This is a genomic window from Latilactobacillus parasakei (assembly GCF_049674265.1).
In the GTDB taxonomy this organism is placed as follows: domain Bacteria; phylum Bacillota; class Bacilli; order Lactobacillales; family Lactobacillaceae; genus Latilactobacillus; species Latilactobacillus sakei.
On record NZ_CP186861.1, the window covers coordinates 1,637,908 to 1,663,049 of the forward strand.

The window sequence follows — 25,142 nt, forward strand, 5'->3', positions numbered from 1 at the left end:
AAAAAGTTGGGGAAACCCAACTTTTTTTCGTGAAGGAGAGCGCATGAAAAAATTACACATACTAATGTTGTCATTAATAGGATTATTCTTGCTACCATTGATTATGGATATGCAAACGGTCCAGGCAGCCGGTGCTGGCTTTACAGTAAGTGCTAATATTCCCGATAATCAATATAACGAGGCATTATCTAGTTTTGATTTAGTTATGAAGCCAAATCAAACCGAAACATTATCAGTGGTGATTGAAAATCTAGAAGATAATACAAAAACGATTAGCGCCGCAGCTAATACTGGTTATACAACTGATTCAGGAACAGAGGCCTTTGATAAGCATAACCCTGGGAAATTATCACAGGCGGAATATCAATTTAGTCAGCTTTTTGATCAACCACAAATGATTACTTTGAAACCTAAAGAAACAAAAACAGTTAATTTTAAGGTAAAGATGCCAGATCAACTCTATGCAGGCGTTCTAAAGGGTGCGCTGTATTTTAAAGATACAAAGGCAGGTAGTACGCAAGGAACAGACCAACAAGGTTTTAGTGTAAAAAATTATTATGCAATGGCGATAGGTGTAGTGCTAAGAGAACATCCTAATATACATACACCGGCAAATCTGAAATTGCGGCGGATTCGGGTTAGTGAAACAAACTATCTGCATGAGCCTGCCGTATTAGCTAAGTTGGAAAATGTACGAGCAGCAACACCAGGTGCGATGACTATCAATGCTAAAGTGTCGAAACATAAAAGCTCTAAGACACTATTTGGCTATCAACGTGAGGGTATCACGATGGCGACAAACTCTAGCTTTGAATATGGGATTCCGCTTGGTGATAGCTGGATTAATCCTGGGAAGTATCACTTGCATTTAGTTGCGAAATCCAGTCAAAAAATTTGGGTTTTCGATCGTGATTTTGAAATCAGTGTTAACCAAGCAATGCAAATGAACCGAAAGAATAAAAATCTATGGTGGATTTGGTTAATTATTCTATTAATTATTATTTTCATTATCCTATTGATTACGACGTATTATTTGGGGTATCGTCGTCGTAAGAAACAAGATGAAAAACAAATGAAAGAACTAGAAAAACAATAACATGGGGGTGTCTTCTAGCGCTTAATGGGGAAGTTAGGACTGGAGGCAACATATATGATAAAAAGAAATTATGGTTTAATCGCATTAGCAATTGGTTGTTTTGCAATGACGAGTTTTATTAATCATCAAAATGTACAAGCGACTGAGACGGTGATTAAAAATAAGGCACGAATTGATACGGAATATCCGCTAGGTGGGGCATCTAATTTTATGATGGTTGCTGGAAACCAGTTTGTTCAATTTGAATCTCCATTCAGTGGCCGAATTATGGCGAATTCGGTTATTTTGAAGAAGCAGTGGCTTGGTGCACCAGGATTTAACGGTTCAACTGAATTGAATACGAATACAGCATATGATAACTATTTTAAGAATTTAAAAAATCCGGCAGTTATTATTAATGATTTCACAAAAGGAAATGAAAAAATATTTGATAAAACTGAAGGAATGAAAAACTTAGTTTATCATTTAGGGGGTATGTGGCAAAATCCGCTAGTTGAAGATGGTCTTTCTAAAAATACTGAGTTTGCAACTGATACGCCGAAAGCCGATGCTGAAGCAGCATACCCTGGAATGTCTGTTTCGCTTTCTGGTTTTGGCAAGGGACAACAAGGGACTTTTGAAGGTCTTTGGAAGAATAAAATGGTAGAAGGTACAAACGGTAATTTAGCTAAACTACCACAGTATGTTGATAACGGGATTAATAAGTACGAAACGAGTGGGGATTCAACAGCTACAGATTACAGTTTACAGCAGAACATTCAGGATGTGAGTGATTTTTATAAAGATCTCATTCCAGAAGGACAGAGTTTTTGGTCGAGCACTGATGAAATTATGGATTTAAAACAAACAAATCCGATTAATAATGAGAATGCGGTGGTAAGGCCAGAATCTAATCCTGTTTATATTACTGATCAATGGCCTGATGTAACTGATGTAATAGTTAATATTGTAGCTAAAGCAGATGATCCAACTGTGAGTGCCGAAACAAGAGAAAAAACTAAGCCATATACTGCAGAAGTGGATGGTAAGAAGCCGATTGTTGCGGTTTCCATTGATCGAAATAGATTAACAGAGAACTATAAAGACGCTAAGCACATGAATATTCAGTTTCACTTTTCTGATAGTTTCTATAAAGATGATGGAAAAACATTAGATCCAGAGAAAATGCCCTATGTTATTTTAAATTATAAGAATTTCTTCACAAAAAGATTTGATTTCAAACCTGGTGATGGTTTTTATATTGGTGACATTAATAATTATTATTTCCCCTCAGAAAACACTCTTGGCAAACCGGGGTACGCTAGAAGCATTGCAACGGAAGTGGGTGCTAAGGGAGATGCTACTGCTACTCCTCCTATTGATCCTACTGAGGATTGGAAGGATAAAAATGTACTGAAATTCGGCTCTCATCTACTAAATAACTTTACAGACACGTACGATGCTGACAACTACCCAGAATCATTTAATCAAGATAAACAGGATAATTCAGGGTTAACGGCACAAACCGCTGCAGTTAGTTATACTAACCGTAGCCCAGGTACGATGTTATTTGGGACAATGTTAATCCCTCATGGTTCTTATTACGCTGGGAGTTCTACACACGGACTATATATTGGTGGGGTCGTTGCGGCGAATAATATTACGTTGGATAATGCGATTATATCCCCAGAACATGATAAGTCTGTTTTTGGTAATAACCAAGAATTTCCGGATTTAAATGATGGGGGGGATGCAAAAAAAATCACTATCGATTCCATCGATTTAAATGATCCGGGTAGCAAGAATTCTCAATCGCTTAAGAGTGGTGGGACGGCTAAGTTTGATTACGCTGATGGTGCTTTGAAGCCTGCACCTAGTCTAGGAATTACAGGGGAGTTAAAGCTATCGAATGTACCTGACAGCTATGGCTTATATTATCGGTATAACAGTAATGGTAATAATGATAAAGGTGCTTGGCGTCGTTATTCTGATGGTGCTCAAACTGGAACCTCTGTAAAGCTAGATCAAGAAAGTTTATTGGCTGATTTAAATAATCAGACTAAGGCGACAGCGGGAACCATGAAAACTGAGGCGCAGAAGATTAGCTATCCGCTCACTAAAACTAGCGGGATTGAATTTGCAACAACGGCGGATGCCAAGGCGGCAACGATTGCTGCAGATAAGATTGAAACCACTGCGACGTTTAAATTCACGTTACAGATTGATGCGTCTCTTGAAGTAACCGTCCCTGCTAAAATATCATTTGGGACTGACGTTTTAGGTCATTCTTCTGGTGAAGCAACAAGGGCGGTTGCTATCAACGAGATTCAATTGACCCAAAAAACAGTCGCAGATACTGGAACAGCAGAAGAACCAAGGGTTGTTGTTTATAATCCGTTATTAAGTGGGTTTAATCTAAAATTAGCCTATTTAGACGCGAATGCGACAAGTCCAAATCCGTTTTATATTACCAATAATTTTAAATATAATATCAATACTGCAGCACCAGTACCACTAGCACCAGATAAAAGTGATGGTGAGTGGATTGATGGAATATTGAAGCGTGATACCACACCGCAGAGTCTAGAAACGAAGATGAGTAATAATCCGCTTAAGAGTAATTCGTTGCAGCTTCATTTACCCTATAGCAATAACTATAAGGTATCGTCAAATGCGTACACAGCACCAATGGGGTGGCAATTGACGCTTTAAAAAATTTTAAATGGAACTTAGCAAAATCTAATGATGATGCTAAGTTCTTTTTTTGCCATTTTTATAACGTCAGATGCTAAAAAAACGACAAATTAAGGTTGAAAATTATTTAACGTAGCTTAATGTTAATTATCAACACTATATAGATTATTATAATATTCTAAAATATTATTTATGATTATAATGTTTAATTGTATTGGATAAGGGTATAATGGAACTGCGGTAATAAAAGACTTCAAATTAATATAAAATTAATTCTAGCTCATCAGTCATTTTAAATGATAGTTAGTTTGGACTGGAGGTGCTACTTAGATGAATACGAACAGTATTTATTTGACGCTAGCTGAGAAAGAAAAATACGCATTATTCTTGGATATTACTAACGTTAAGTGGGATGAACTGCCCGTTAAGAAACGAATTAGTATGGCCAGACAGGTTGATTACCTGATTGATGATGTGAATTTAAAACAGGTTGCGGCGCTCTTAGATCGCAACTACGGTAGTTTATATAATATGTACATGAGTATGGTGGGCGACTTACAGGCGGTCTTAGGGACCGATACTGATGATGCTCGTCAACTCTTTAAGGTACCGAGTGATGCCTATCATTTTTACATGGTGAAAAATTCGGATGTCTATGATTTTGTCCAAATTTTATTACATGGTGGCAATGTATCATTCCAATCGTTTTGGGAGAAACATCAAAGTAGTAAGGCGACGGTCTTGCGCCATTTGAAGCAGGTGCGTGATTTAATCCGAGCTTTTAACGTCCGAATTGCTTATGATCCGATTCACTTAGAAGGTGATGAAAAGGCGATTCGAATCGCCTTGGTAACTTTATACTGGTTGGCAGCCGGTGGTCATACTTGGGTATTTGATGAAGTTGACCAGCAAATGGCCCATGAAGCCTTTGATTATGCGGTCAAGGCCTATCAACTAGAGGCACCTAATCTATTGACACGCGAAATTGGGTCCTACATGATTGCCGTTTCATATTATCGGGTAATGCAAGGGAAGGTTATCGAAGAAGATGATCGAATGTCGATTATTCGCTATCCTTATCCTGATTTAACCAATGCTTATTTAGTGGCTGATTTTACGCAAGATTCAATTGATCTTCGTGCAACGTTGGCGCAACTATCACCTGCGCAATGTCGAGCCGAATCAGCAGGGTTATATTTCATTTTAAAATATGGTCCAATGCCGCTGAAATCCAAAGAACGTTTTGATATTACGGAATGTAAAATCTATGAACGTTATGTTTCTGAGGTCTATCAATTTGTTACACACTTCCTGGAACGAACGCCAATTGATATTCAGCATTATTTGAAGATTTCGGATAAGATTTATCACGAGTTACAAAATGCCTTGTTTGTGGTCACGACTAATATTCATGTGCTGGGAAATGATATGACATCAGTCGCATCTCATCAGTTAATGGAACGGTTAAAATTATTGCGGCCTAACGAACGATTACGAGCTGATATCAGTCAGACGGTTGATTATCTCTTATTTGAACCTGAGTTTCGATTATTTGAACCTAATCGGGATGCACTCGTGAAAGCGTACTATAATTTGGTGCGGCAACTGATTCAGCAATATCGTCCGACTAATCGAGTGAAGGTTGCTTTGGTAGTCGAACAAGATTACTTGGGCTACATGGATATCTTGGCTGCTTTAGAGAACATCCAATATGTTGACGTCAGCACTAGTGATGAAGCATTGCGAGATGCTGATCTAGTGGTTACAACAGCCAGCATCGCCTTGCCAGAATATACCAACCCAGAAGCAGTGCCATTTGTTTGGCGCTTGAACGCTAATAGCGATCACTATGCGCGCTTATACGGCATTGTCCACGAATTATGGATTCAAAAATCACATCTAGAAAAATCTGAGCTCAATTGATAACGTACACATTTGTATGCAAAAAAGGCCTGGATAATAATTTATCCAGGCCTTTTTTAATTAGATTTAGATTGCTTTAGCTTGTTGTTCGTTTAATTCTTTAACCCGTTGGTCGATCATGTCGATGACTTTTTTACGATCTGCTTCGTTTTCAACGAAGTCTAATACGTCGCCGTCGATTTGCATTTTAGGACTTTCATCATAGGCATCGTACCAAGCATCGTAACGGCTGTTCAATTCTTTGTAATAGTCGTAGAGGGTTGGATCGGCTTCTAGTTGTTCATAAGAACGACCACGTTTTTGAATCCGTGAAAGCATTGTTTCGAAACTAACGCGGACATGGATTAATAAATCAGGACGTTTCTTGTGGGCGGCAAATGGTAATTCTTGCATCATGTTGGCTAACAATTCGTCGTAAACGCGCACTTCAGTTGCTGTGGCACGACCGAGGTCAGCGTTCAAGTGGAAGAGTAATGAATCTTCGAAGATTGAGCGATCCAAGATGTTGTTATCATCTGTGTAAGCTTGCTTGATACTATCAAATCGTTTATTTAAGAAATAGATTTGGAGTAAAAAAGCGTATTTAGTAGGATCTTTATAAAATAAAGGTAATACTTCATTATCATCAACGGATTCATAAAAAGCTTCCGTTCCTAAATGATCAGATAAATATTTTGTTAAACTAGTTTTTCCTGCACCAATTGTGCCAGCAAGTACGAGCAATGTCATCAGTCTCCCTCTTTTGACTATAAAATGTGTTTTAAATGTTATTGATATACAACATGTGGTGTTTAATCACCAAACGTCACTTAAATATTCTAGCATTTTTAGCGTAAAAAGCAACGCTTGTTTATCAAGGGGAGGTATGGTTTCATTGCGAAGTCATTAATGGTAAAATAAATTGCCCATTATAGATACTTTCCGGGAGGTTAGTCAGTTGAATAGAAATGACAGTATTTTTTAACACAGGCTGAAAATGATAAATATGGTCTGTTGTTGGATATCGCGAGCTTGAAACGGGATGAATTACCCGTCAAAAAAAGAATTGCATTATCTCGAAAAAATGAACCATTGGTCGACGACGTTAATTTAAAACAGGTCGCCGCCTTGTTAAACCGGACTTACGGTAGTCTATATAATACCTATATGAGTATCGTTGCTGATTTAAAAGAAGTTATCGGTGAAGACACTGAAGATATTCAAAGATTATTTAGCGTCCCACTAGATGCCTATCACTATCATTTAGTGAATCAATCAGATGTTTTTGATTTTGTAAACATCTTGTTGAAGGGTGAAGAAGTGACGTTCGAAGAATTTTGGACAGCACATGATATCAGTAAAGCAACCGCATTGCGACATTTGAAGGGTGTTCGGGATTTAATCCGGTCATTTGATATCCGCATGTATTACGATCCAATTCGCCTAGAAGGTGATGAAAATAAGATTCGTTTAGTCCTCACCATTTTATTCTGGTTAGCGACGGATGGGCACACTTGGCCTTTTGAAACGATTGATCGATTGGATGCCTTAAAGGCGTTTGATTTAGCAATCGAACGGTTCCAATTGGCAAAACCAAATGTTTTAACCCGTGAATTGGGTGCGTACTTAGTTGTGACAATGTATTATCGGATTGCGCAACGGCACTATATTCAAGGACCTACCGAAGAAAATCTGTTGCGGTACCCAGTCCCCAATATGATTAAAGCGTATATTAACCAACCGTTCATTGGGCCAGCGTTAATTATTAAGAACGCAATGGCTCAGATGACGATGGAAGAGGCAATGGCTGAATCCTTCAATCTTTATGACTTGATGAACTTTGGGCCCATCTTGTTACAAGGGAATAATCAGTATATGCCATCTTATGAAGATCGTTATGAACGCTATATTCCTAAGACCCATAAATTCGTAATGGATTTCATGGCTAAGGTCCCAATTAATCTTGAAGAACATTTGAACCTGGATGAGGAAGATTATCAAGGGTTAGTTCAGACATTAATGGCAACTGTCATGACAATCTATATGTTTAAACAAGATGTGATGTCGATTATGGCGAACCATTTAATGGACGATTACACACGCTTAAGGGATAACCCCGTTTTAAAACAAGATATTGAAGATACGGTCGATTACTTACTTTTGGACAAGCAATTAGATTTTATCAGCGATTTACGCGATCAAATTGTTAGTGGGCTTTATAATGTCTTGCGTCAAGTTGTTCAACGAGTGGCACCTACTAACCCAGTGAAGGTCGTCTTAGTATCAGAACAATCATTTTTAGGCTATTTTGATTTAATGATGGCTTTGAAGAATATTCGTTACGTGACAGTGACGCACGACGATGCTGATTTGGCTGATGCCGATCTAGTCATCACAACGTCAAGTATCTCGTTAGCCAATAAGGTTAACTCGAATGCAGTGATGTTTAAGTGGAATCAAAACGCAGACAGCGATCATTATGGTCGTTTATATGGCTTATTGAGAGAACTTTGGTTACAAAAGTCAGCGGATTAAGATTGAATTTAATGGCTAAATAGGTTATTCTTAATGCAAGAGATAAACACGTGAATAAGCGCCTATATGGATTGACAGAGAGATACCGGTTGGTGGAAGGTATTGAATCCAGTATTCCAGCGTAATAGTGGGTAGTGAACAACTACACGGCACCTGACCGTTATCAGCAATGAAGGGCACTGGTTATTTGGTAATCAGTGAACTTGGGTGGTACCGCGAATGTGAAGTCTTTTCGTCCCAATTTAGGGGATGAGAAGGCTTTTTTTGTTGATTATTATCTATAAAAAGGAGAGAGTGCTATGTTAGATATCAGAGTAATTCGGGAAAATGTCCAATGGGCAAAGGATAAATTAGCGACTCGCGGCATTGATGCTGCAGAAATCGATGAGGTAGTTGCCTTAGATGAAAAACGCCGCGCTTTAATCGTCCAAACCGAAGAATTGAAGAAAAATAGAAACGCTGCTTCAGAAGCAATCGCTGTTGCTAAACGCAATAAGGAAGATGCAACTGAACAAATCGCTGCGATGAAGAACGTCGGTGCAGAAATCAAAGAATTAGATGCACAATTAGCTGAAGTAAAGGAAAAAGTGGACTATATTTTGGTTCGCTTACCTAACTTCCCTGATGATTCAGCACCAGTTGGCTTGGATGAAAGCTTCAGCCGTGAAGAACGTAAATGGTCAACACCACGTGAATTTGATTTCGAACCATTAGCACACTGGGATATCGGTGAAAAGCTTGGTATTTTAGATTTCGAACGTGCTGCTAAAGTTTCAGGAAGTCGTTTCGTTTATTACAAGGGTGCTGGCGCACGTCTCGAACGGGCCGTTTATAACTTTATGTTGGATCAACATGCCAAAGAAGGCTATGAAGAAATGATTACACCTTACTTGGTTAATGGCGAATCAATGTTTGGGACTGGCCAATTTCCTAAGTTTACGGAAGATGTTTACACAATGACTAACGAAGGCGAACCAATGACCTTGATTCCAACTGCCGAAGTACCATTGACAAACTTCTACCGTGATGAAATCTTAGATGGCGCACAATTACCAATCTATTTCACAGCCTTATCACCGGCCTTCCGTTCAGAAGCTGGGAGTGCCGGCCGTGATACGCGTGGTTTAATCCGGATGCACCAATTTAACAAAGTTGAAATGGTGAAATTTACAAAACCAGAAGAATCATTTAATGAATTAGAAAAAATGACTAACGATGCTGAAAATATCTTAAAAGCATTGAACTTGCCATACCACGTCATTACATTGGCAACAGGCGATGCCAGCTTCACATCAGCTAAGACTTATGATATTGAAGTTTGGTTACCTGCTCAAAATACTTATCGTGAAATCTCAAGCTGTTCAGATTGTACCGACTTCCAAGCACGTCGCGCCCAAATTCGTTACCGTGACGAAGATGGCCACGTGAACTTGGTCCACACATTGAACGGTTCAGGATTAGCGGTTGGCCGGACAGTCGCTGCTATTTTGGAAAACTATCAAAATGAAGACGGTACTGTTACAATCCCAGAAGCATTGGTACCATACATGGGCGGCATGACAAAAATTGGCTAGAGTGTGAACCCAACCAGGTATATCCTGAGGATTAGCACAGAATGGCGAATAATTACGTCAGTAATTGTTTGACGTTCAGATCTAAGCGCAGGCATCAGCTTTAAAAAACGCATTTAATATACACGGAAAACGTCTAACAATCGGTTTATTGTTAGGCGTTTTTTAATTAAATTTAGTTAATCTTTACCGCTTTAAGGGTTCAAACCCTTATAATGGGGACTATTAGTTAAGGAGGAATACAATGCAAATTGAAATTAACAATCTTGTCGTAACGTATAAAAATAATGTTGCACTGGATTTAAAAAACTTAACCATTCCAGATGGCGGTGCTTACGGCATTGTTGGTCATAATGGCGCTGGTAAAACGACGTTATTTAAGAGCTTAACCAATATCATTACGAATTATTCGGGTGAAATTCAAATTGATGGTCAAAACGTCCGCGATAATCCAGCTATTTTAAACCGGGTGGGGATTGTCTTAGACGGCATGTCAGTTTACATGAATCAAACTGGTTGGTTTAATTTGGCTTATTTTAGTGGCTTACGTGGTGAATTCAACCGTGAACAAGCGCGCACATTAGCTGCTGAAATCGGTATTGAAGCGGTCTTGGATCAAAAAGTTAAAACTTATTCTTACGGGATGAAGAAGAAATTAATCTTATTAATCGCGTTATTGCATCAACCTGAACTGCTTATTTTAGATGAACCTTTTAGAGGCCTAGATTTAGAGACAGTACAATGGTTCAAGAACTATCTCCAAAAATTGATCAGCGAAGGGTCAATGACCTTACTCATCTCAAGCCACGTTCAAAGTGATATTGAAATGTTCTGTAAATCAGTATTTGTGATTGATCACGGTCAATTGCGTGAAACCATTGATTTAGCGACCGAAAGTGACAAGAAACTACGGGTGGTCAACACGACTGATAATGCAAAAGTCCAAGCCATCTTAACCGAAATGGCTTACGCACATGAAGTGTTAGCCGACGGTCGGATTCAATTATCGATTAAAGATCCTAAGTGGCGAGAAGTCCAAATGAAATTAATCGATGCTGAAATTGAGATCAATGAAATTGGCGTACTAAGTGCATTGGACAATAAATTAAACTAAGGAAGTGATTAGATGACGATCCAACGAATTGTAAAAATGGAATTCTTCAAATTTTTCCATGAAAAAGTATATATGTTAATTTTTGGGATTATTGCGGTCCTCAATATTATTTTTGCCTTGATATTGGCAAACGCACAATCACTACCAGCTGAGTTATATGGCAATAAAACCTTTGGCTCATTTATGATTATTAGTATTATGCTGTTAATAGCTGCTAATTTCATCTTATTATACTGGTATCCGTTCCACGTTTTATCGGTCGACTATAATAACGATGTTTTGGCCCTGATGATGGCTTCTGGGATTAAACGGAAACATTTATTCTACGCCAAATTGATTGTGACGATTTGCTTATCGATGTTAGCCGCAGTTGTCCTTTTATTAGTACCAGGGACCTTGCTAGTCATTGAATTGAATAAGAATATCGAGATGCTGCAACTCGTCTTCTCGTCATTCATGAATAATTTCTCTTGGTATTATTTGATTGATCTTATTCTAGCCTATCTCACAACGGTGACATTGATGTTGTTGGCCTGCACTTGGATGCGAGGGGCAAAAAAAGCCATTTTGGTTTTCATCGGTCTTACTTGGGTTTATCGGATCGTAACGTCATTTGCATTGCTTGTAATTCCAACGATTGATGTGAACGAAATGGGCCATTATCTAGCGATTTACGGCATTCAAATCATCGCGATGGTCCTCTTTGGGTATATCACACAAAGAATTATGGCTAAGCAAAATTTATAGGATAACCTATATTATAGGAAGTAATTAGTGTACTAAAGCGTTACGGGATAACCCGGAACGCTTTTTTTATACCCATTGTTTGACGGATTGATGTGTAAGGGTTGAAATTTTCATGAAAAAAGGTTAAACTAATTCAGTTATCGTGGATATTAAATGTAATTGATTATACATCAAAATTAAGTAAGGAGTTTTACAGATGAAGATGATTCAAAATGAATTTAAGTTCATTGCCAAGAATAAAATCATCATGATTTCGTTAATCGCAATCGTGTTTATTCCGTTCTTGTACAGTGTCTTTTTCCTGAAATCTGTCTGGGATCCTTACGGTAGCACTGGTGAACTACCAGTCGCTGTCGTAAATAACGATCAACCAGCAACTTACAACGGTGAAACGTTGAGTGCTGGTAAGGATATGGTTAAGGAATTAAAGAAAAATGACCAATTAGGTTGGCGCTTCGTTTCAGCCAAGAAGGCTAAACAAGGTTTGAAGGATAAGGAATACTATACAGTTGTTACTTTACCTAAGAACTTTTCAGCAAACGCCGCAACAGTTTTGGATAAGAATCCTAAAAAGATGCAAATCCAATATGAAACAAACGATTCATTGAACTTCATCGGTGAAGTTATCAGTGAAATGGGTGCCAAGGAATTGAACGCCCAAGTACGTGAAACAGTAACAAAGGCTTATGCTCAAGTTATGTTCAAACAAGTTAAAACAGCTGGTAAAGGCTTCAGCACAGCCGCTTCAGGGGCTAAGAAGTTAACAAAGGGTTCAGTCACACTTTCAGATGGCTTGAACACTTATACAGCTGGTGTTGATAAGGTCAACGATGGCGTCATGACAATGAAAACTAGCGTGACACCTTTATCAGACGGTATTCAAAAATTAGCAGCCGGTTCAGGGGCCTTAAACACAGGTCTACAAACATTGAACAGCAAAACAGGCGCATTAGCCTCAGGTGCTAGCCAATTGGACAGCGGTGCTAACCAATTGAACACAGGTCTACAAACATTGAACAGTAAGACAGGCGCATTAGCTTCAGGCGCAAGCCAATTGAACGACGGTGCTGGTCAATTAAATACAGGCTTACAAACGTTAAATAGTAAGACAGGCGCATTGGCTTCAGGTGCTAGTCAATTGAATAGCGGTGCTGGTCAATTAAACACAGGCTTACAAACGTTAAATGGTAAAACAGGCGCATTGGCCTCAGGTGCAAAAGATTTAAATAATGGTGCTGGTCAATTAAATACAGGCTTACAAACATTAAATGGTAAAACAGGCGATTTAGCCTCAGGTGCAAAAGATTTAAATAATGGTGCTGCTAGCTTAAGTAAGGGTGTAACAGCTTATACTGATGGCACAAGTAGTCTAAATGATGGTTTACAAGAACTTGCTAAAAACAACAAAGATTTAAATAACGGTGCAACAAGTCTAGCATCTGGTGTTAAAGACTTAAAAGCAGGTAGTCAAAAGATTTCTGCTGGGTTACAAAAGATGCAATCACAACTTAATAGCAATCCAACATTCAAAGATGATGCAAGTTATAATGCAGCCGTTGCGCAATATACAGCATTAAATGGGATGATTGCTCAAGTTGAAAGTACGATTCCGGCATTACAAACAGATTTAAATGCGATTCCTGATCAAGTTGTTGCAACAACTGATTTCAATGCAAAAGCACAAGCAATTATTGATGCTGAAAAACAAGCTGGTATTGTCTTCAGTGCACAACAAGAAGCAGGCATTAAAGCCAAGTTGAGTGCACAACTCTCTGCTTCAGCTAAGGATGAAGCACAACAAATTGTTTCTGGTATCAATGCTAAAATTGATGCTAAGAAACCAACGGCTGCACAATACGCACAGTTAACAGCAGCTGTTAAAGGTTCTGTTTCAATGTTAGGTAGTCTTAAAGCAATTCAAACTGGCTTGAACGATGATGCACAGGGTAATCCTGGTTTAGCATCTGGTGCAGCTAAGTTAGATGCTGGTATTAGTCAATTAGAAACAGGGTCACAAGCAGTGATCGCTGGTTTAGGTAAATATACAACAGGTGTCGCAACTGCTGCTAATGGTTCTAAAGCATTAGTAAGTAAGAACGGTGAATTAGTTGCAGGTGGTACACAATTAGCTGCCGGAACAAACCAATTAAATGGTCAAATCCCAGCCTTAACAGGTGGTATTAGTCAATTAGCAACAGGCTCAAAAGCCTTATATGCTGGTACAGCACAATTAAACGGTCAGGTACCACAATTGACAAGCGGTGTTGGTCAATTAGCAACAGGTTCAAAAGCCTTGTATGCTGGTACAGCACAATTAAACGGTCAAGTGCCACAATTGACAAGCGGTGTTAGTCAATTAGCAACAGGTTCAAAAGCCTTGTATGCTGGTACAACACAATTAAATGGTCAAGTGCCACAATTGACAAGCGGTGTTGGTCAATTAGCTGCTGGTTCAAAACAATTAGCAACTGGTACTGGTCAATTGAATAGCCAAGTCCCACAATTAACAAGTGGCGTTAGTCAATTGGCAACAGGTTCTGAAACATTGAACGGTGGTCTTGGTCAATTAAACGCTAAGATCCCAACATTAACGAGTGGTGTTGGTCAATTAGCCGATGGTACAAGTCAATTAGCTGCTAACTCAGCTAAGTTAAACGACGGTGCTGGTCAGTTAACTGATGGTAACAAGACATTAGCAACTGCCCTTAAGGGTGGCGCAAAACAAGTTAACGATATCCAATTAACGAATAAGACAGCGGATATGTTCGCTGCACCTGCTGAATTGAAACACTCAAACTATAGCTATGTCCCTAACTACGGTCATGCTTTAGCACCATATGTGCTTTCATTAGCCTTATTCGTTGGGGCAATCGTCTTCAACTTTGCCTTCCCAATTCGGAAGATTTCAATGACTGGTCAATCAGCAACAGCTTGGTACTTAAGTAAGATTTCTGTCGGCGCATTAGTTGCTGTCGGCATGGCAATCATCGAACCTGGTTTGATGATGATCGCAGGTTTAAATGTTGATCATCCTGCTCAATTCTTCTTAGTATCAATTATGTTCTCATTGACGTCGATGGCGATCATCATGTTCTTATCGATGACGTTCGATAATCCTGGTCGTTTCTTGGCCATGGTTCTCTTGATGCTCCAATTAGGTGGTTCAGGTGGGACGTTCCCAATGGAAATTACAAACCACTTCTACAATGTGATCCATCCATTCTTACCAATGACTTACTCAATCCTAGGCTTCAGACAAGCAATTACATCTGGTTTAGGTAACGGTCAAGTGCTACAAACAGTCTTCACGTTACTACTATTTATGGTAGTCGCATTGATCCTATTGTGGTTCGGTATGAATCATTTACAAAAAATCGGTAATGGCGGTCGTTCAGTATTAGATGACAACCAAAAATTACAAGATCTTGAAAAATAAAGCACTATAAAAAAGAAGCCCTTATCAATGCGATAAGGGCTTCTTTTTGTATGATGATTAGCAGTTATTAACGTCCAAGTAAGTATAACCGCGGCGGTCGTAGCGGTTACGACTCCGGGAATACTCAATTGGTTGACCGCTATCGAGATAGACAACTTGTTCGACTTCTAAAACTGGATCTGTTGGTGCGCAGTCGAGATATTCTTGATCATATTTATCAGCTTTGTCCGCTTGGATATTCCGGAAAGCACCGGCAAATGTCAGATGAAGATCCTTCTTCAGATAGCTATAAATGGAATCCTCAAGAATTTCATCTGTTAGACCAGGTGCGAGGCTAACCGGCATATACGTATGTTCTAGAACGCTATTGACGCCGTCAACAATCCGTAAGCGAATAATTTCGTAAACAGGTTGTTGCGCGCTCAAGGTAAGGCGTTCCTTAACTTCAGGTGACGGGAAAGTGACTTTAAAGGTAATGATCTTGCTGGTGAGCGTTTGATTAGCATCGGCTAAATCAAACGACATCCCGCGATATTGATCGGCTGGTGCAGTGTTTTTGTCCCAAAAAGAATGGTCTAGTACTTTGGTGCCAGCGCCACGACGAGCAAAAACGAGCCCTTCCATGGTGAGAATCGTAATGGCCTTTTTAACCGTCATGCGACTAGCATCGAATTCTTCGACAAGTTCAACCTGATTAGGTAGCAACGAATTAGCAGGATAAATTCCTTGCTTAATCCGCTGGCGAAGTGTGTCGGCGATCTCTTCATATTTTGGCAAAAGTAATACCCCGCTTTCTATAGTCTAGTTTAGAGTAAAAAGTGGCGTAAGACAATCATTAGTTTGCAAGTGTAACATATTACTACATTAAGTGGTATCAAGGGTTGCGAATATGAGCTGAACATTAAAAAAAGCGTCTTATGATATGGATTTATCACAATACGCTTTATAAAAAATAATTAGCTATCTTGACGAGTTGCTGCGATATCGAGTTCGCGGATATTAACAGCTTGTGGCATGTCGTAGATGAATTTAACAGATTCAGCAACGTGCACTGGATCTAAGGTAATACCACCCATACTATCTTTCCAAGCTTGATAATCTGTTAGGGCACCTTGATCAGTAACGTGGGTCAATAATTCTGTTTCAGCAGCACCTGGTGCGACCATTGAAATTCGGACGTTTTTACCTGAGACTTCTTCGCGGATTGTTTCACTTAAACCGTGCACACCGAATTTAGAAGCGACATAAGCGGCATGGTTTACGAAAGTTTTGCGGCCTGCTAATGAAGACATATTGATGATTGTGCCGTGTTGGCGTTCAACCATAGCAGGTAAGACGATTTGCGTGCCGTTTAAAACGCCCATGACGTTCGTGTCGAGCATTGTTTGCCATTCCTTGGCATCTTGAGTCAAGACGTTACCTAATAACATGACACCGGCATTGTTGACGAGTAAATCGGTTGGGCCAAATTTTGCTTCAGCCTTTTGGATAGCTGCTTTAAATTGGGCTTGATCAGTAACGTCGACTGATTCAATTAAGACGTTTTCGAAGTTTAAGGGTAATGCTTCAATTTTAGCTGTTCGTCTCCCGAGGAGTAATTCTGGGTAGCCAGCGGCATTAAAAATTTTAGCGATTTCGGCACCAAAGCCTGAGCTAGCGCCTGTAATAACAATTAATGGTTTATTCATAGTGGTCAAAACCTGCTTTCTATATTATGCTATATAAAAAGCATACCACCTGGAGGTAGCTCCAGGTCAAGGAGAAATAATGACAACTTATTTAATTGGTGAGATTGCAACTAAAATGGGCGTTTCGGTTGATACGCTCCGCTATTATGACAAGGAAGGGTTATTGCCGTTTGCTAAACGAAACGCGGCTGGCCGCCGAATTTTTACGGATGACGATTTAGGTTACGTCGAAGTGATCGACTGTTTGAAAAAATCGGCCATTCCGATTAAAGAAATTGGCCAGTTTATTGACTGGTGTATGGTGGGCGATGAAACGCTACCTGACCGTTACGATTTTATGGTCGAGCACGAGCGTCAGTTGGAAGCTAAAATCAAGGCGTTAGAAACGAATTTAGCTTTCTTACGGTGGAAGAAGTGGTATTATCACCAAGCCAGAGAAGCAGGCACAGAAGCCATTCACTTCATCCCAGGGACAACGCAGGTTGACCCTAAGAGACATGAGGAATATGAACTAACGCTAAAATAATTAAGTTTATTAATAAGCGCAGATCTAGTTATTAAAATAATGAACACTACTATCGTGCAATGTATTTTCTTTAGCAAATTTTAGAGGAGAATACATTGTTTTTTTATGGAAAACTTTGGTGAAATAATTGGCTGACTGAAAGCCACACTTTTGCGCAACTGTCTTGACGGTTAATTCGGGATGCTCGATGAGTAGACGCATTGCTTTTTTTATACGTAAATCAATTAGGTATTGCTTTGGTGATTGTTGGTAGTGATGTTTAAAGACTTTAATGAGTGTGTATTTTGATTTATTAAAAATATTAGCCGCATCTTCTAATGAAATGTCCTGATCGTAGTGGATATCTAGCCACTGACGGTAATGGATTAACCATTCTGGATATTTATCTTGAGCCGATTGGTGAGTATGTTGACTAATTCGTAAGAGATCAAAGAAAAATTGCGCTGATCGATTTGTATTTTCGAAATAATCACTAAACGTATTTTGGAGACCTATTTGATTTAACGCTAGACAATTTTTAACGAATACGGGATGTTCCTTAAAGTTCAGTATGGGCGTATCTTGTGTCATTTGGTGCCATTGATCAATAAAATGTGGTGAGAATTCCAAGTAGATAAATTGCCAATTTATACTATCTGGCGCTAATGAATAAATCTGGTTACCAGGAATTGTCGCTAAAAAGGCGTCACCGGGTTTTAGGGTGTAATGACTATCGCCAATTTGTAAATGACCTTGTCCTTTAATTGTATATTGAAAAAGGCAATAGTTCCCAGTTCTTTGGCGACAGTCCCAATAATAATTTGCAGTGACAGTTTCATTTCCGCCACCGATTAAATGAAAGTACTGTGTGTGATCATAGTGCAGCTGAAAAGAATGATTAAGCCCCAATTTATTACCCTCCCATTAAATTTGTTACTCTTGTTGTGGATTAGTATTCATTTTATCATAGAATAAATAAGTGGAAATAGGATGTGATAAAATGATTAGTTTTGATGAAAAAAAGGCAATATTTTACCTAGATAATGGGCGTATCAGTATGGTCTTAGCAATCGTTCAACAAAAATATGTAATTCATCGCTATTTTGGTGCTCATATTCGTCAGTATCATGAAAGTAACACTATCCGGTTTACGGACCGTGGATTAGCTGTTAATCCATCGACGGATCGAACGGTTTCGTTAGGTGAGTTACCACTGATTTGTCCAACACGAGATACGGGTGATTATCGAATCCCTGCTTTAACAATTCAACAAGCTAGTCACAATAACCACCTTGACCTAGAATATCGTGATTACCAAATAATTACTGGGAAGCCCAAGTTAAGTGACTTGCCGGCAACTTATGCTGTTAGTGACGATGATGCACAAACACTCCGGATTAATTTGGAGGATTTGAAAGCCGGTGTGCGGGTAGCGATGTATTATACAATCTTTAAGGATTTAGATATTATCGCAACGCATCAAGAAGTGACGAATGTTGGACAACGAGCAATTACAATTCAGAATTGTCAAAGCTTATCAATCGATTTTACACCTCAAGAGCTATCCTGGTTATCATTGTACGGGGCACATATTAATGAAGCTAATCGCAATCAACATCCTATTTATCCAGGTATTCAAAAAATAGAAAGTGTTCGTGGGGCAAGTAGTCCGCAACACCAACCTTTTTTTGCACTTTTATCACCTAAAACAACAGAATATACTGGTGTGGTTTATGGATTTCATTTGGTCTATAGTGGTAATTTCATGGGACAAGTCGAGCAAGATCAATACGGTAATATTCGCGCACAGCTAGGCTTGAATACAGATACATTTGATTGGCGCTTAGCACCGAATGAAACATTTGTGGCACCAGAAGCTATCATGAATTATAGTACGGCTGGTTTAAACGGAATGAGTCAGAATTTTCATCAATTATATCAGGATCATTTAGTACCGCGACGTTTTAGCCACCAGGAACGGCCAATTTTAATTAATACTTGGGAAGCAATGTATTTTGCGATTGACGCTGCTAAATGTGAAGCATTGGCGCAAGAAGCGACTGATGTTGGTATCGAACTATTTGTTTTGGATGATGGGTGGTTTGTTGGTCGTAATGATGATACGACATCTTTGGGAGACTGGTCGGTTGATCAGACTAAATTACCAAATGGAATTGGACAGTTAGCGGATACGATTAAGCAACATGGCTTGTCATTTGGTCTGTGGTTTGAACCTGAGATGATTTCACGGAAAAGTAATCTATATCGTCAGCATCCAGATTGGTGTTTACATGTTCCAAATTACGAACCAATGGAAGGTAGAAATCAATTAGTGTTAGATTTAACACGCCCAGCGGTTCAAGATTATCTAATACAAATGCTGAGACAACATCTTAGTACTGGGAAAATAGATTATATTAAATGGGATATGAATCGACATATGTCAGATGTTTATAGTACGGCAGTCGATGATAGTCAACAAGGTGAGGTTTGGCACCGATATATTTTAGGCTTATATCATGTGTTAGAAGTGATTACGAATGAGTTCCCAACAGTATTATTTGAAGGTTGTTCAAGCGGAGGTGGACGGTTTGATCCGGGCATGCTATATTACATGCCACAGACCTGGACGAGTGATAATACAGATGCACCAAGCAGAGTTGTTATCCAAGATGGCTATAGCCTACTATACCCACCAATTACGATGGCTGCACATGTGAGTGCAGTTCCTAATCATCAAGTAGGTAGAACAACAGATATACAGACGAGGTTTGATATTGCGAGGTTTGGGAACCTAGGTTATGAACTTGATTTAACGCAATTAAGTGCTAATGAGAAACAACAGATTAAACAACAAACCAAAATTGCAAAAAAAGAACGGCAATTAACTCAATTCGGTCGGTTCTATCGCTTAGTTGTTACAGATGATAACTACACTGCTTGGTTGATCATCAATGAAAATCGTAGTGAATTTAATGTGTTGATTTACAGTGAACTAGCACAAGCAGCACCGCATTATCCGGTATTTAAATTAAATTATTTAGATCCTAATAAGGTATATCAGTCTGATTCAGGTGAACAATATGGTGGGGACGAGTTAATGAATGTTGGATTAACGTTACCTCGAAATAAGACCGATTTTCATACAGTTGTCTATCATTTTAAGTCTTGTTAGTAAATAAAAAAGAGGCAGTTGGGATAAAATAATTTTATCCCAACTGCTTTTTTTAAATTGAATTAGATTGTAATAATTTTACGGGCAGTGTATAGCGCATCTCTAATGGAGCACTAGGATCCTCAATACGTAGAGTAATTAGTTCGGCTAACAGCGAGGCAATCTCGTCAATCGGTTGAATAATTGTTGTTAGTTGTGGGAAGTATTTCTGAATTAACTCAGTACCATCGTAGCCAATTAGTTTAAGATCTTGAGGAATCTTAATATTTTGATTTTGGGCTTCATTCATTACGGAAATAGCAGTTAAATCATCAGTACAAAAAAGACCATCTAAGTGTTCTTCACGGAGAATACGTGCAATTTCAATTTTTTTAAGACTATTCGAAGTGGTACTTTTAATTTGGAAGACAAAAGGATCTAAGCCATTTTTTTGTAGCGCATCTAAATAGCCATTAAGTCGTAAAAGCGTCGGTGAATTAGTTTCGTTACTGCCAGTAATAATACCAATCCGTTTAGCGCCGAGGTTAATCAAGGTATTGGTGGCGATTTGACCGCCGGCAAAGTTATCACTGGAAATAATGGGAATGTGTGTACTCAATAGTCGATCAAATGAAATAACGGGTGCACTCATTTTTTCATATTCTTGCAGTTCGGTATTATGACCTCCTGCAATAATACCGTCTACTTGATTTGCGGCTAACATACCAAGATATGCTTTTTCTTTTTCAGGTTCACGATTACTGTCACAAAGAATACTCTTGTAGCCTTTATCAAAAAGTTTCTTTTCGAGGCGTTCAATTAATTCTCCAAAAAATGGATTACTAACAGAAGGAAAAATAAGCCCTATCATTTGTGCTTTCTTTCCTTGTAACGATCTTGCTAAATTATTCGGTTGATAATTTAATTCGGCCATGGCGGCATGAACCTTATCAATTGTTTTTTGACTGAGATAACCATAGTTGTTAATGACTCTAGAAACTGTTGTCGGACTGACCTTTGCCAATTTGGCAACATCCGTTAGTTTTGTAGGCACGTTTTTTCCCCCTAAGCTAGTCATATCAGTTGTTATTTACTTTAGATAAAGGCCAAAGTTGTGCTTTTTGTGGTATTTCTGCCCAGATTGTATTTTGATTTTCCGTGGGGAATAGGCGACTACTCATGACTTTGGCACCATGGTTGATATAAAGTTCAACGACTGATTGATCTGCGAATAAGTTAATATGAATAGGATGATGGGGTTGAACATTAGTTGTTCTGATTTGACCATATTGTTGGCCAAATGAGACCCCAGCGTTAGAACGATCCATTGTAATTTTACCATTTGTTGTATCGATAGTAAGTACTAAACCATTTGATTTTGAGGGATTGCTAAAGACGTGGAGTGTTTGACTAGTGTTTGCCGGCACTTCGAGTTCTAATTCATAAGCGTTAGTTGTAGGTATTATGCTTTGTTTACTGAGTGATAGGATTTGTTTTGTTTGGCGGAGCGCTTTTGTTTCTTCGACGGGGTATTGATAAAGTTGATTATCATGGAGTGTTAATTCTTTAACTAGGCTTAGGCAATGAGCCCAACCGTCTTTATCAGTTGGATATTCAATTTCAGGTAAACCTAACCAACTTACTGCCAGTGCACGACCATCTGGAGCATTAAAAGCTTGTGTGGCATAACAGTCAAAGCCGTCATCAAGATTAGTAAGCTCAGAAGGCTGCGTAATGGTGGTTGTATTGAGTTCGAATGAATGACCAACCACATACATATTTGGATAGATGTTCTGGTAAGAAATAACTTCGGATGTTAAACCCTGTGGGCAAAAAATTAAAACCGGCTGATGATTAATAAAGATGAGGTTAGGACATTCAATCATGTAACCTAGTTTTTCACTTGTAAAAGTTAATTCGCCGAGTGGGCGCCAATCATTAATGTTATTGTGATCTGCTTTAAAAACGGCAATCTTACCAATTTTATTGTTATCTTGAGCGCCAATTAGCGCCATGATTTGGTCTTGATACTTAAAAATCATTGGGTCTCGGAAATGATCGGTATAGTGGCGTGGTTGTTTGATTAGAGGTTCAGATATTTTGCTGATGGTACCTGCTTGACTTAGCCATGCACCGTTTTGAAAAGGTGATCGCTTCCAGTCGCTATTTCTGACGTTACCGGTATAAAAAAGGAAGAGTCTATCGTTAATTGGTAATGCACTACCAGAATATACGCCGTGACTATCGAAATTTCCGCCAGGTAATAAAGGAGTTGCTTTGTGCCAATTAATAAGATCATCTGAAATAAGATGGTGCCAGGATTTTAGACCGTGAACTGGTCCCATAGGATAACTTTGATAAAATAAGTGCCATTGGTGATTGAAATAAGAGAAACCGTTGGGATCATTTAATAAACCTGTATCTGGCTGAATATGGTAATTAAGACGGTAGGGTGAATTTTGGACACGATTCAACAATTGTTGTTGATAATCGATGGACCAATCTGAGTAAGGTTGATAGCGTAGTTGACGTGTCCAGTTTGTAATTAATGGCATAATAAACTCCTTTGTGACATGTTATTAATAAATATAATATAAATGTAAACGATTGATATGTCAAACGTATGTCATTCTTTTAAATCTTTATAAATAAGTATATTATAGATGTTTTTCATAAAATATGATAATCGTTTGACATAAAATGTAAACGGTTGTATCATCGTATTTGAAAAGCGTTTACAAAAATGTGTAAAACAATAATGTTAAAAGGAGTGTTCGGCATGAATCATAAGGAAGTAGCGAAACGAATAGCTCAGGCAATTGGAAAAGATAATGTGGTTGCGGCTGCTCATTGTGCGACTAGGTTACGATTAGTTGTGAAGGACGTGAAAGTAATAGACCAAGCAGCATTAGATAATGATCCAGATCTAAAGGGTACGTTTAACGCGAATGGCCAATATCAAATTATTGTTGGTCCAGGGGATGTTAATACAGTTTATGACGAATTTATTAAGATTGTAAATATTAAAGAAGCTTCTAAAGAAGAATTAAAAAATATTGCGGCTGATAATAAAGACAATATTATTATGAAGTTCATTAAGGTTTTAAGCGATATCTTTGTGCCATTAATACCAGCGTTAACTGCTGGCGGCCTATTAATGGCTATTAATAATGTTTTGACAGGTCAAGGCTTGTTTGGCGCACAATCAATTGTCCAGATGTTTCCACAGTGGAAAGGATTCGCTGAGATTGTCAATATGATGTCGTCAGCGCCATTTACCTTCCTACCAATTTTAATTGCATTTTCTGCAACTAAGCGATTTGGTGGAAATCCATATTTAGGTGCGGCAGCAGGAATGATGTTGGTTATGCCTAACCTAGTTAATGGTTATGGGGTTGCTGAAAGTATCGCTACAGGGCATATGACGTATTGGCATGTCTTTGGATTGAATATTGCGCAAGCTGGTTATCAAGGTCAAGTAATTCCGGTTATCGGAGTTGCCTTCATTCTTGCTAATTTAGAGAAATTCTTCCATAAACATTTAAATGATGCTGTTGATTTTACGTTTACACCAATGTTATCGATTATTATCACAGGATTTTTAACCTTTACATTAGTTGGTCCTGCATTGAGAATTGTTTCAAATGGTGTTACTGATAGTTTAGTTTGGGCTTATCAAACGTTAGGTGCAGTCGGTATGGGGATTTTTGGCCTGGGTTATTCAGCAATTGTCTTAACTGGCCTACATCAAAGCTTCCCGGCAATTGAAACGACACTTTTGGCAGATATTGCCAAAACTGGTGGATCGTTTATTTTTCCCGTTGCAGCGATGGCAAATATTGCTCAAGGGGCTGCAACTTTCGCTGTATTCTTCGTTACTAAGAATAAACAACAAAAGTCATTAACGACTTCTGCTGGGATTTCTGCGATGTTGGGAATTACTGAACCAGCATTATTTGGGGTTAATTTAAAATTGAAGTTTCCATTCTTTATTGGTTTAATTGCATCAGGAATCTCATCGTTTATTATTGGTTTATTACATGTTTTATCAGTATCAATGGGACCTGCAGGAATTATTGGGTTTATTGCGATTGCACCTAAGAGCATCCCTAGTTTTATGATGGGAGCTATTATTAGTTTCGTAATTGCCTTTGTGGGGACATACTTGTACGGTAAAAAGGCAATGAAGACAACTGAAGAAGAAATAATCAATGAAGCACCAGCTACCCCAGAAGTAGTGGAGAGATTACAAGATGAAAAGATTAGTTCACCAGTTACCGGACGAATTGTTGACTTAGCATCAGTACCTGATCCAGTTTTTGCAAGTGAAGCAATGGGAAAAGGTATTGCGATTATGCCAACTTCTCAAGATGTACTTGCACCAGTTACCGGTGTGATAACAATTGCGGCTGATACTGGTCACGCATACGGGATAAAATCGGATGATGGTGCGGAAGTGCTAATTCATATTGGCTTAGATACAGTTAATTTAAATGGTGTAGGTTTTGAAAAGATTATCCAACAGGGACAACATGTTAGCGAAGGCGATTTATTAGGTCATTTTGATATTGATAAGATTAAACAGGCCGGGCTAACACCGCTAACAATGACTATTGTGACGAATACAGCGGGATATGCACAAGTTGATCCGCTTTTAACAGTCGACAAGGCTGCTATGCAAGGCGAAGAAATTATTCAATTACACGCTAAAAAGGATTAAG

At 38.7% G+C, this 25,142-nt stretch carries 17 protein-coding genes; 11 read left to right on the plus strand and 6 right to left on the minus strand.

Going from position 1 to position 25,142, the window contains the following annotated elements:
* The first annotated feature begins 43 nt into the window (after window positions 1–43).
* The 3 genes from ACPBEH_RS08195 (at window position 44) to ACPBEH_RS08205 (ending at window position 5,692) form a co-directional block, all read left to right on the plus strand.
* Window positions 44–1,096, plus strand: coding sequence for a DUF916 and DUF3324 domain-containing protein (locus tag ACPBEH_RS08195; RefSeq protein WP_424348867.1), 1,053 nt, complete (start codon window positions 44–46; stop codon window positions 1,094–1,096).
* A gap of 54 nt (window positions 1,097–1,150) precedes the next feature.
* Window positions 1,151–3,787 (plus strand): hypothetical protein, encoded by a 2,637-nt coding sequence (locus tag ACPBEH_RS08200; protein WP_424348868.1) that lies wholly within the window; start codon window positions 1,151–1,153, stop codon window positions 3,785–3,787.
* Between the two features lie 312 nt (window positions 3,788–4,099).
* Window positions 4,100–5,692, plus strand: coding sequence for a helix-turn-helix domain-containing protein (locus ACPBEH_RS08205; RefSeq protein ID WP_424348869.1), 1,593 nt, complete (start codon window positions 4,100–4,102; stop codon window positions 5,690–5,692).
* A gap of 66 nt (window positions 5,693–5,758) precedes the next feature.
* On the opposite strand, the gene ACPBEH_RS08210 is transcribed toward ACPBEH_RS08205, so the two are convergent.
* Window positions 5,759–6,421, minus strand: coding sequence for a deoxynucleoside kinase (locus ACPBEH_RS08210; RefSeq protein ID WP_424348870.1), 663 nt, complete (start codon window positions 6,419–6,421; stop codon window positions 5,759–5,761).
* A 282-nt stretch (window positions 6,422–6,703) separates the two neighbouring features.
* On the opposite strand from ACPBEH_RS08210, the gene ACPBEH_RS08215 reads away from it, so the two are divergent.
* The 5 genes from ACPBEH_RS08215 to ACPBEH_RS08235 all read left to right on the plus strand — a co-directional run bounded on the left by ACPBEH_RS08215 (window position 6,704) and on the right by ACPBEH_RS08235 (window position 15,074).
* Complete coding sequence (locus tag ACPBEH_RS08215) at window positions 6,704–8,206, plus strand: helix-turn-helix domain-containing protein (RefSeq protein ID WP_424348871.1); 1,503 nt, start codon at window positions 6,704–6,706, stop codon at window positions 8,204–8,206.
* 299 nt (window positions 8,207–8,505) lie between these two features.
* Window positions 8,506–9,780 (plus strand): serine--tRNA ligase, encoded by a 1,275-nt coding sequence (serS, locus tag ACPBEH_RS08220; protein ID WP_025016183.1) that lies wholly within the window; start codon window positions 8,506–8,508, stop codon window positions 9,778–9,780.
* Between the two features lie 241 nt (window positions 9,781–10,021).
* The gene (locus ACPBEH_RS08225) at window positions 10,022–10,891 is read left to right on the plus strand and encodes an ABC transporter ATP-binding protein (RefSeq protein ID WP_424348872.1); all 870 of its coding nucleotides are present in this window, start codon (window positions 10,022–10,024) and stop codon (window positions 10,889–10,891) included.
* Between the two features lie 12 nt (window positions 10,892–10,903).
* Window positions 10,904–11,638 (plus strand): hypothetical protein, encoded by a 735-nt coding sequence (locus ACPBEH_RS08230; RefSeq protein WP_424348873.1) that lies wholly within the window; start codon window positions 10,904–10,906, stop codon window positions 11,636–11,638.
* A gap of 196 nt (window positions 11,639–11,834) precedes the next feature.
* A complete protein-coding gene (locus ACPBEH_RS08235; protein ID WP_424348874.1) occupies window positions 11,835–15,074 on the plus strand; it encodes a YhgE/Pip family protein in 3,240 nt (1,079 codons plus the stop codon).
* 57 nt (window positions 15,075–15,131) lie between these two features.
* Here ACPBEH_RS08235 and ACPBEH_RS08240 read toward each other — a convergent pair whose 3' ends face one another.
* Together ACPBEH_RS08240 and ACPBEH_RS08245 are read right to left on the minus strand one after the other, a co-directional pair.
* Window positions 15,132–15,851, minus strand: a complete 720-nt coding sequence (locus ACPBEH_RS08240; protein WP_424348875.1) for a GntR family transcriptional regulator — start codon at window positions 15,849–15,851, stop codon at window positions 15,132–15,134.
* A gap of 179 nt (window positions 15,852–16,030) precedes the next feature.
* Window positions 16,031–16,762, minus strand: a complete 732-nt coding sequence (locus ACPBEH_RS08245) for an SDR family oxidoreductase (protein WP_424348876.1) — start codon at window positions 16,760–16,762, stop codon at window positions 16,031–16,033.
* A 79-nt stretch (window positions 16,763–16,841) separates the two neighbouring features.
* Between ACPBEH_RS08245 and ACPBEH_RS08250 the strand changes: the two genes are divergently transcribed.
* Window positions 16,842–17,288 (plus strand): MerR family transcriptional regulator, encoded by a 447-nt coding sequence (locus tag ACPBEH_RS08250; RefSeq protein WP_011375479.1) that lies wholly within the window; start codon window positions 16,842–16,844, stop codon window positions 17,286–17,288.
* 24 nt (window positions 17,289–17,312) lie between these two features.
* Here ACPBEH_RS08250 and ACPBEH_RS08255 read toward each other — a convergent pair whose 3' ends face one another.
* Window positions 17,313–18,176 carry an AraC family transcriptional regulator gene (locus ACPBEH_RS08255; protein WP_424348877.1) on the minus strand — a complete coding sequence of 288 codons (864 nt, stop codon included), beginning with the start codon at window positions 18,174–18,176 and terminating at the stop codon, window positions 17,313–17,315.
* A 91-nt stretch (window positions 18,177–18,267) separates the two neighbouring features.
* Here ACPBEH_RS08255 and ACPBEH_RS08260 point away from each other — a divergent pair, with 91 nt between their 5' ends.
* Window positions 18,268–20,442: an alpha-galactosidase gene (locus ACPBEH_RS08260; protein ID WP_424348878.1), complete on the plus strand. Its 2,175-nt coding sequence runs from the start codon at window positions 18,268–18,270 to the stop codon at window positions 20,440–20,442.
* A 52-nt stretch (window positions 20,443–20,494) separates the two neighbouring features.
* Here the strand turns inward: ACPBEH_RS08260 and ACPBEH_RS08265 are convergent, their stop codons facing one another.
* The gene (locus ACPBEH_RS08265) at window positions 20,495–21,475 is read right to left on the minus strand and encodes a LacI family DNA-binding transcriptional regulator (RefSeq protein ID WP_011375476.1); all 981 of its coding nucleotides are present in this window, start codon (window positions 21,473–21,475) and stop codon (window positions 20,495–20,497) included.
* Between the two features lie 25 nt (window positions 21,476–21,500).
* Window positions 21,501–22,976, minus strand: a complete 1,476-nt coding sequence (locus ACPBEH_RS08270) for a sucrose-6-phosphate hydrolase (RefSeq protein ID WP_424348879.1) — start codon at window positions 22,974–22,976, stop codon at window positions 21,501–21,503.
* Between the two features lie 224 nt (window positions 22,977–23,200).
* Between ACPBEH_RS08270 and ACPBEH_RS08275 the strand changes: the two genes are divergently transcribed.
* Window positions 23,201–25,141 (plus strand): sucrose-specific PTS transporter subunit IIBC, encoded by a 1,941-nt coding sequence (locus ACPBEH_RS08275; RefSeq protein ID WP_424348880.1) that lies wholly within the window; start codon window positions 23,201–23,203, stop codon window positions 25,139–25,141.
* Window position 25,142 lies beyond the last annotated feature (1 nt).